The sequence below is a fragment of the Streptomyces xanthochromogenes genome, assembly GCF_014650455.1.
Lineage (GTDB): Bacteria > Actinomycetota > Actinomycetes > Streptomycetales > Streptomycetaceae > Streptomyces > Streptomyces xanthochromogenes.
Genome location: NZ_BMUZ01000010.1, coordinates 362,793 through 369,745, shown reverse-complemented (window position 1 = coordinate 369,745; position 6,953 = coordinate 362,793). Strand labels below are relative to the sequence as shown.

5 protein-coding genes are annotated in these 6,953 nt (G+C 71.6%); 2 read left to right on the top strand and 3 right to left on the bottom strand.

Translation table 11 applies throughout. The annotated features are described in order from the left end of the window. Positions 1-444: 444 nt before the first annotated feature. A complete protein-coding gene (locus IE267_RS26530; RefSeq protein WP_161244893.1) occupies positions 445-1,011 on the bottom strand; it encodes a MarR family winged helix-turn-helix transcriptional regulator in 567 nt (188 codons plus the stop codon). Between the two features lie 182 nt (positions 1,012-1,193). Here IE267_RS26530 and IE267_RS26525 point away from each other — a divergent pair, with 182 nt between their 5' ends. Further along, the gene (locus tag IE267_RS26525; RefSeq protein ID WP_189764961.1) at positions 1,194-2,474 is read left to right on the top strand and encodes an MFS transporter; all 1,281 of its coding nucleotides are present in this window, start codon (positions 1,194-1,196) and stop codon (positions 2,472-2,474) included. A gap of 12 nt (positions 2,475-2,486) precedes the next feature. Here the strand turns inward: IE267_RS26525 and IE267_RS26520 are convergent, their stop codons facing one another. Both IE267_RS26520 and IE267_RS26515 read right to left on the bottom strand, forming a co-directional pair. Further along, positions 2,487-4,115 (bottom strand): ATP-binding SpoIIE family protein phosphatase, encoded by a 1,629-nt coding sequence (locus IE267_RS26520; protein WP_167158200.1) that lies wholly within the window; start codon positions 4,113-4,115, stop codon positions 2,487-2,489. A 151-nt stretch (positions 4,116-4,266) separates the two neighbouring features. Beyond that, complete coding sequence (locus tag IE267_RS26515; protein ID WP_189764940.1) at positions 4,267-5,640, bottom strand: NAD(P)/FAD-dependent oxidoreductase; 1,374 nt, start codon at positions 5,638-5,640, stop codon at positions 4,267-4,269. A gap of 323 nt (positions 5,641-5,963) precedes the next feature. Between IE267_RS26515 and IE267_RS26510 the strand changes: the two genes are divergently transcribed. Further along, complete coding sequence (locus IE267_RS26510; protein ID WP_189764939.1) at positions 5,964-6,863, top strand: TetR/AcrR family transcriptional regulator; 900 nt, start codon at positions 5,964-5,966, stop codon at positions 6,861-6,863. Positions 6,864-6,953 lie beyond the last annotated feature (90 nt).

Genomic DNA, 6,953 nt, shown 5'->3' with positions numbered 1-6,953 from the left:
ACTCTTTCGTGTCCGATTTCCTCGGTGCCTTTCAGGTTCTCCCTCGCGGGTTTCCCTTTCCGGCGGCTCCGACTCTATCAGATCCTTTCGGGCCCGATTCCCGGTCGCCCGGGGCCAAGTCGGCTTGTCTTCCCGGCTGTTGGGCCGTTCGGACTCCCGAACCCTAGCGGATTTTCCCGGCAACCCGTAATCGGGTCTTCCGGTCCCGATCGAAAGGAATTCGGCATGCCGAAAACATTCCCGGTCGGGAGATCGTGCTGAGTTGGGATGCCGCAGAATCTGCGGCGGATGGTTGTCACGGAACCCTGTGGGCTCCGCACAACTCGAAGAACCTTACGGATCGGGCCGAGTCGTGTCAACCCCGGCTTCGGCTCCTGTCCACTGGTTTTTGGGCCGGGCCCTCCCGGGAGGGCCCATCACCTCGGCCGACGCCCGATCGGCGTCTCAGTCGAGGTCGGTGAGCCGGCCGCCCGCGTCCGGCTGGGCGTGCTCCACGCGGCGGAGCAGGCGGATCAGCATCTCGCCGAGAAGGCCGCGCTCCTGCGGGGAGAGGTCCTGGAGGAGGTCCTCTTCGAAGTCGCTGGCCATGCGCATGGCCTCCAGCCACTTCGTCCGGCCCTCGTCCGTCAGCTCGACGATGACGCGTACCCGGTTGTTCTCGTCCCGGTCGCGCGTGACCAGGCCCTCGCCGGCCATGCGGTCGATCCGGTGCGTCATCGCGGCCGGGGTGAGGCCGAGGCGCTTGGCGAGCTCTCCGGGTCCCAGGCGATAGGGCTCGCCCGCGAGGAGCAGGGTCTTGAGGACCTCCCACTCGGCGTTGCTGATACCGAGGGCGGCGACCTGGCGGCCGTACGCCACGTTCATCCGGCGGTTGAGGCGGCCCAGGGCCGAGACGACCTTTTCGACCTGGGGGTCGAGGTCGCGGTACTCCCGCTGGTACGCGGCGATCTGCTCGTCGAGGGTCGGCTCCTGTGGGCCGTCGGGCTCGGCGGGCTCGGGGGTCTCAGCCATGTCGCGAGTATGGCACGGGGTTCGTTGGCGTCTAAGTCCTTGAGTGTGTATTGTTAAGGCTCTAACTTTAGTGTTGAAGTCTTCAGATCTGAGCCCTTCACGTTCGAGCCCTCGGCTCACGTCCGCGGGTGACAGGTTCTCCGAGCTTCCAGACCCCCAGGGTGGTGAGTGTGACCAAGGCGATGGGTGCAGCGATGCGCCGGATCCAGGCAGGTAACGCGCTGAGCGCGTTCGGACTCGGGTTCACCGTTCCGTACCTCTATGTCTATGTGGCCCAGGTGCGGGACCTGGGTGCGTCGACGGCCGGTGTCGTGCTCGCCGTCTTCGCCATGGCCGCGCTCCTGGTGCTGCCGTTCACCGGCCGCGTCATCGACCGGCGCGGGCCGCTGCCGGTGCTGGTCGGCGCCGCGCTGCTCGCCTCCGTCGGCGCGCTGAGCATGGGCTTCGCCACCAGCGTCCCCGCCGCCGTGGCCTCGGCCGCGCTGCTCGGCGCCGGTACCGCCGTGATGCAGCCCGCGCTCGCGACGATGATCGTCTGGTGCTCCGGACCCGCGACCCGCACCCGTGCCTTCGCCATGCAGTTCTTCCTGCAGAACCTCGGGCTCGGCATCGGCGGGCTCATCGGCGGCCAGATCGTCGACGAGAGCCACCCCTCCAGCTTCACCCTGCTCTTCTCCATCGAAGCGGTGATGTTCCTGGTGCTCGCCGGGATCGCCGGCTCCGTACGGATGCCGCGTTCGGCGGTCGTCTCGGACGCACGTCCCAAGGGTGAGCGGGGCGCCGGCGGCGGAATCCGGGCGATCCTCGGGCACCGGGCGATGGTGCAGCTGTGCGTGCTCGGCTTCGTGCTGTTCTTCGCCTGCTACGGACAGTTCGAGTCCGGACTCGCGGCGTACGGCACCGAGGCCGCCGGGATCCAGCCCTCGACGCTGGGCATCGCGCTGGCCGCCAACACGGCCGTCATCGTGGTCGCGCAGTTCCTGGTGCTGAAGTTCGTGGAGCGCCGGCGCCGCAGCCGTGTCATCGCGTCCGTCGGCCTGATCTGGGCCGTCGCGTGGATCGCGGCCGGTTACGCCGGGCTCGGCCACGGCAGCCAGGCGATGGCGACGGCCGCCTTCGTCTCGACGTACGCGCTGTTCGGGCTCGGCGAGGCGATGCTGTCGCCGACCGTGGCGCCGCTGGTCGCCGATCTCGCGCCGGAGTCGATGGTCGGGCAGTACAACTCGGCGTTCGCGCTGGTCAAGCAGCTCGCCCTGGCGGTGGGTCCGGCAGTCGGCGGGCCCATGGGGGCAGCGCTGCACGGCCCGTACATCGTGACGTTCGTGCTGTTCTCGCTCGGGATCACCTTCCTCGCGCTGCGGCTCGGCAAGAAGCTCACCCTCGCGCAGGACCACCCGGCCGCCGCGGCCACCTCGCGCGTGGTCGCGGTGCACCTGCCGGAGCAGGCACCCGCCAACGCCTGACCGGGGCAGGCCCTACCCCGGCAGTGCGAACTCGCACCACACCGCTTTGCCGCCGCCCGGCGTGCGGCGCGAACCCCAGGACGAGGCGATCGTCGCGACGATCGAGATGCCTCGTCCTGCTTCGTCCCCGGGCTCCGCGCGGCGGCGGCGCGGCAGGTGGTCGTCGCCGTCCGTCACCTCGATGATCAAGCGGCGGTCGGTGCGCCGCAGTCTCAGGCGCATCGGCGGGGTGCCGTGCTGGAGCGAGTTGGCCACCAGCTCGCTCGCGGCCAGGACGCCCAGGTCGCGCAGCTCCACCGGGAAGCGCCAGGAGGCGAGCACGCCGGAGGCGAACGCCCGGGCCCGCGGGGCCGCTTCGATGCCGCCCAGCAGGTCGAGGGCCGCGTTGTGGAAGAGCTCGGCGGCCGGCCCCGTGCGGGCGGGGTGCTGGCAGACCAGTACCGCGACGTCGTCGTCGTGTTCGGCGGTGACACCGAGCGAGCGCAGCAGCCGGTCGCACACCACCTGCGGGGTACCGACCGCGCCGGACAGCGCGCGCTCCAGGGCTGCCACGCCCTCGTCGATGTCCTCCCGGCGCCGCTCGACCAGGCCGTCCGTATAGAGGACGGCGGTGGCGCCCGGCGGCAGGGCGATGGTGCCCGAGGTGTGCAGCCAGCCGCCGGTGCCGAGCGGCGGGCCCGTCGGGTCCTCTGCCCGGTGGACGGTGCCGTCCTCATGGCGTACGAGAACGGGCAGGTGGCCCGCCGACGCGTAGACCAGGCGGCCCTCGTTGGGGTCGTGCACCGCGTAGACGCAGGTGGCGATCTGGCTGGCGTCGATCTCGGCGGCCAGGCCGTCCAGGAGCTGGAGCACCTCGTGCGGGGGCAGGTCGAGGCGCGCGTACGCCCGGACCGCCGTGCGGAGCTGGCCCATCACGGCGGCGGCCCGCACACCGCGGCCCATCACGTCGCCGATGACGAGCGCGGTGCGGCCCGCGCCCAGGGTGATCACGTCGTACCAGTCGCCGCCGACCGCCGCGTCCGTGCCGCCGGGCTGGTAGGTGGCGGCCACCCGCAGGTCGTCGGGCTGCTCCAGCTCCTGCGGGAGCAGGGAGCGCTGGAGGGTGACGGCGGTCTCGCGGTGGCGGCGCTCGCTGGTGCGCAGCCGCTCGGCGGCCTCGGCGTGGTCGGTGACGTCGGCGGCGAAGACGAGCACGCCGCCCTCGGCGTGGCCGGGGATCTCCACCGGGGTGCACGTGACCGTGTAGGACCCGGCGGCCCGGGTCTTGCGGGACTTGACCGTACGGGGCTTGCCGCTGCGCAGCACCTGGTCCATCAGCGGGAGCAGGCCGAGCTCGTCGAGCTCGGGCAGCGCCTTGGCGGCCGGGGCGCCGAGCGGGCGGTGGCCGAAGGCCGCGGCGTAGGCGTCGTTGACGTACGCGATGCGGTGCTCGGGGCCGTGCAGGAGCGCGACCAGGGCGGGGAGCTGGCCCAGGACCTCCCGCACGGAGAGGTCGTCCAGGACCGGGGGCTCGGCCGTGTCGTCCGGCCAGGGCTGCGGCCCGGATTCGGCGCGGGCGGCGGGCACGGAGCCCCGGTCGGTCCGTGCTGCGGCGCGGCGCTGCGTACCGGGGAGCCGGGCGCTCCAACGCGTGAAGTTCACGGTGTTCCAAGCCTCGTGTGTTGCTGCGGGTGCTGTGCTGCCGGTGCTGTGCTGCCGGTCCTTGCGGGGTGCTGGGTCGCGGGATCACTCTGTGCAGGTGTGGGCCCACCTATGGTCACACGCCCAGTGTGACGGACCGCACTGACAACCGTCAGTCGTCGTGCGGGGCCGGGCCCTTGGCGGGCGGGCCGCCGCCTGCGGCGATCTCGAACTCGGCGCGCGGATGTTCCAGCGAGCCGAGCGAGACGATCTCCCGTTTGAACAGCCCGGCGAGGGTCCATTCGGCGAGCACGCGGGCCTTGCGGTTGAAGGTGGGGACGCGGCTCAAGTGGTAGGCGCGGTGCATGAACCAGGCCGGGTAGCCCTTGAGTCTGCGGCCATAGACGTGGGCGACGCCCTTGTGCAGGCCGAGGGAGGCGACCGAGCCGACGTACTTGTGCCGGTACTCCTTGAGTTCGCCGCCCCGCACCGCTGACGCGATGTTCTCAGCGAGCACCTTCGCCTGGCGCACGGCGTGCTGCGCGTTGGGCGCGCACTCCTTGCCCTTCTCGTCCGAGGTCAGGTCGGGGACGGCTGCCGCGTCGCCGGCCGCCCAGGCGTGCTCGGTGCCGGCCACCCGCAGCTCGGCGGTGCACTCGATCCGGCCGCGCTCGGTCAGGGGCAGATCGGTGGCGGCGAGGACGGGGGCGGGTTTGACGCCCGCGGTCCACACGACGGTCCGGGTGGGGAAGCGGGCGCCGTCGCTGAGCACGGCGACCCGGTTCTCGCAGCTGTCGAGCCGGGTCTCCAGGCGCACGTCGATGTTGCGGGCCCGCAGCTCGCGGATCGCGTACCGGCCCATCTCCTCGCCGACCTCGGGCAGGATCCGGTCGCTGGCCTCGACGAGGATCCACTTCAGGTCCTCGGGGCGGATGTTGTGGTAGTACCGCGCGGTGTAGCGGGCCATGTCCTCCAGCTCGGCCAGCGCCTCGACGCCCGCGTAGCCGCCGCCGACGAACACGAAGGTCAGGGCCGCGTCGCGGATGGCCGGGTCGCGCGTGGAGGAGGCGATGTCCATCTGCTCGATGACGTGGTTGCGCAGGCCGATGGCCTCCTCGACGGTCTTGAAGCCGATGGCGTAGTCGGCGAGGCCGGGGACCGGCAGGGTGCGCGAGACCGAACCGGGCGCGAGGACGAGTTCGTCGTACGTCAGGCGGACCGTGCCCGTGCCGTCCTCGGGCGAGGCGAGGGTGGTGACGGTGGCGGTGCGCCGCGCGTGGTCGATGCGGTCGGCCTCGCCGATGACGATCCGGCACTGGCCGAGGACCCGGCGCAGCGGCACCACGACATGGCGCGGGGAGATGCTTCCGGCCGCCGCCTCGGGCAGGAAGGGCTGGTACGTCATGTACGGGTCCGGGGCCACCACGGTGATCTCGACCGCCCCGCTCCGCAGCTCCGCCTTGAGCTGCCGCTGCAGGCGCAGCGCCGTGTACATCCCGACGTATCCGCCGCCGACCACGAGAATGCGCACAGGTTCTGTCACCACCCCATGACGCAACGGGCCTCGGGCTTTGTCCACAGCCCCGACAAATTGTGCGACTGGAGGGAACTGCCGGGGCGGGTGGCGAATTCTCGCGGCCCTGAGGGCAGATCCGCAGGTCAAGGGGTGAGTGACACGTGTTGGGCCGGGTCCGATTCCGTCGGGTTTCGGTCCTTGGTCCGATCGGGGGGCACACCGTGCGGAAGAACCCCTTCTGAATTGAGTCCGGCTCAACTATGTTCGTATCCCGTCGGGGTGTCGAGTCATGACCGGTCCCGGCTGTCAGGGGCGGGGAGTCTCCGGGGGGAGACGTTGATACCGGGGGATAAATGCACATTCAGGACTCTCATTGGCAGACCGCCGTCGCGGCGTCCGACGGAAACGGTCGCGTGGGTACGGGTCCGAGCGGCGGGGGCTCGCGTTCCGCGCCGCTGCGGGTGGATGCCCAGCGCAATCTTGAACACGTACTGCGCGCGGCGCGCGAGGTGTTCGGCGAGCTCGGCTACGGGGCGCCGATGGAGGACGTGGCGCGCAGGGCCAGGGTCGGCGTGGGCACGGTGTACCGCCGCTTCCCCAGCAAGGACGTGCTGGTGCGCCGCATAGCCGAGGAGGAGACCTCGCGCCTGACGGACCAGGCCCGCACGGCCCTTGGCCAGGAGGACGAGCCCTGGTCGGCGCTCTCCCGCTTCCTGCGCACCTCGGTGGCCTCGGGCGCGGGCCGGTTGCTTCCGCCGCAGGTGCTCCGGGTCGGCAGGGACGCCGAGGAGTCCGACGGCGTGCGCCCCGAGGACGTACGTCCGGAGGGGTCCCGGGTCGACGGGCTGCGGGCCGGCGGAGTCCGGGCCGATGGAATCCGGGCCGATGGAATCCTGACCGACGGGCTGCGGGCCGACGGCGTGCGGGACGGGCTCGACGAGGCGCGAGTGCCGCAGCAGCGTCAGGTCGGCCTGGCCGAGCAGAGTGCGGCCTGGGGCCGGATCGTCGAGCAGCGGGCGGCGCCCGAGCAGGAGCTGGACGACGCGGGCGCGGCCGAACTGCTCGATGTGGTAGGCCAGTTGGTGGACCGGGCACGCGCGGCGGGTGAGCTGCGCGTCGACGTGACCGTGGCCGATGTGCTCCTGGTGATAGCCACGGCGGCGCCGTCGCTGCCGGACGCCACCCAGCAGGCGGCGGCCTCGGCACGGCTGCTCGACATCCTCCTTGAGGGGCTCCGCTCCCGCCCGTCCTGAGGGTCAACTCCCGTATGGGTCACGCGAGTCCAAAGCCGCTGGGCCACCGCGCCCGAACCATCGAGCCTTCCCCGAAAGAGTGACGGCTAG

Bases quoted from the DNA above. Each gene is read 5' to 3' on its own strand.
- IE267_RS26525 (WP_189764961.1), top strand. From the start codon at position 1,194: ATGGGTGCAGCGATGCGCCGGATCCAGGCAGGTAACGCGCTGAGCGCG.
- IE267_RS26530 (WP_161244893.1), bottom strand. From the start codon at position 1,011: ATGGCTGAGACCCCCGAGCCCGCCGAGCCCGACGGCCCACAGGAGCCG.
- IE267_RS26510 (WP_189764939.1), top strand. From the start codon at position 5,964: ATGCACATTCAGGACTCTCATTGGCAGACCGCCGTCGCGGCGTCCGAC.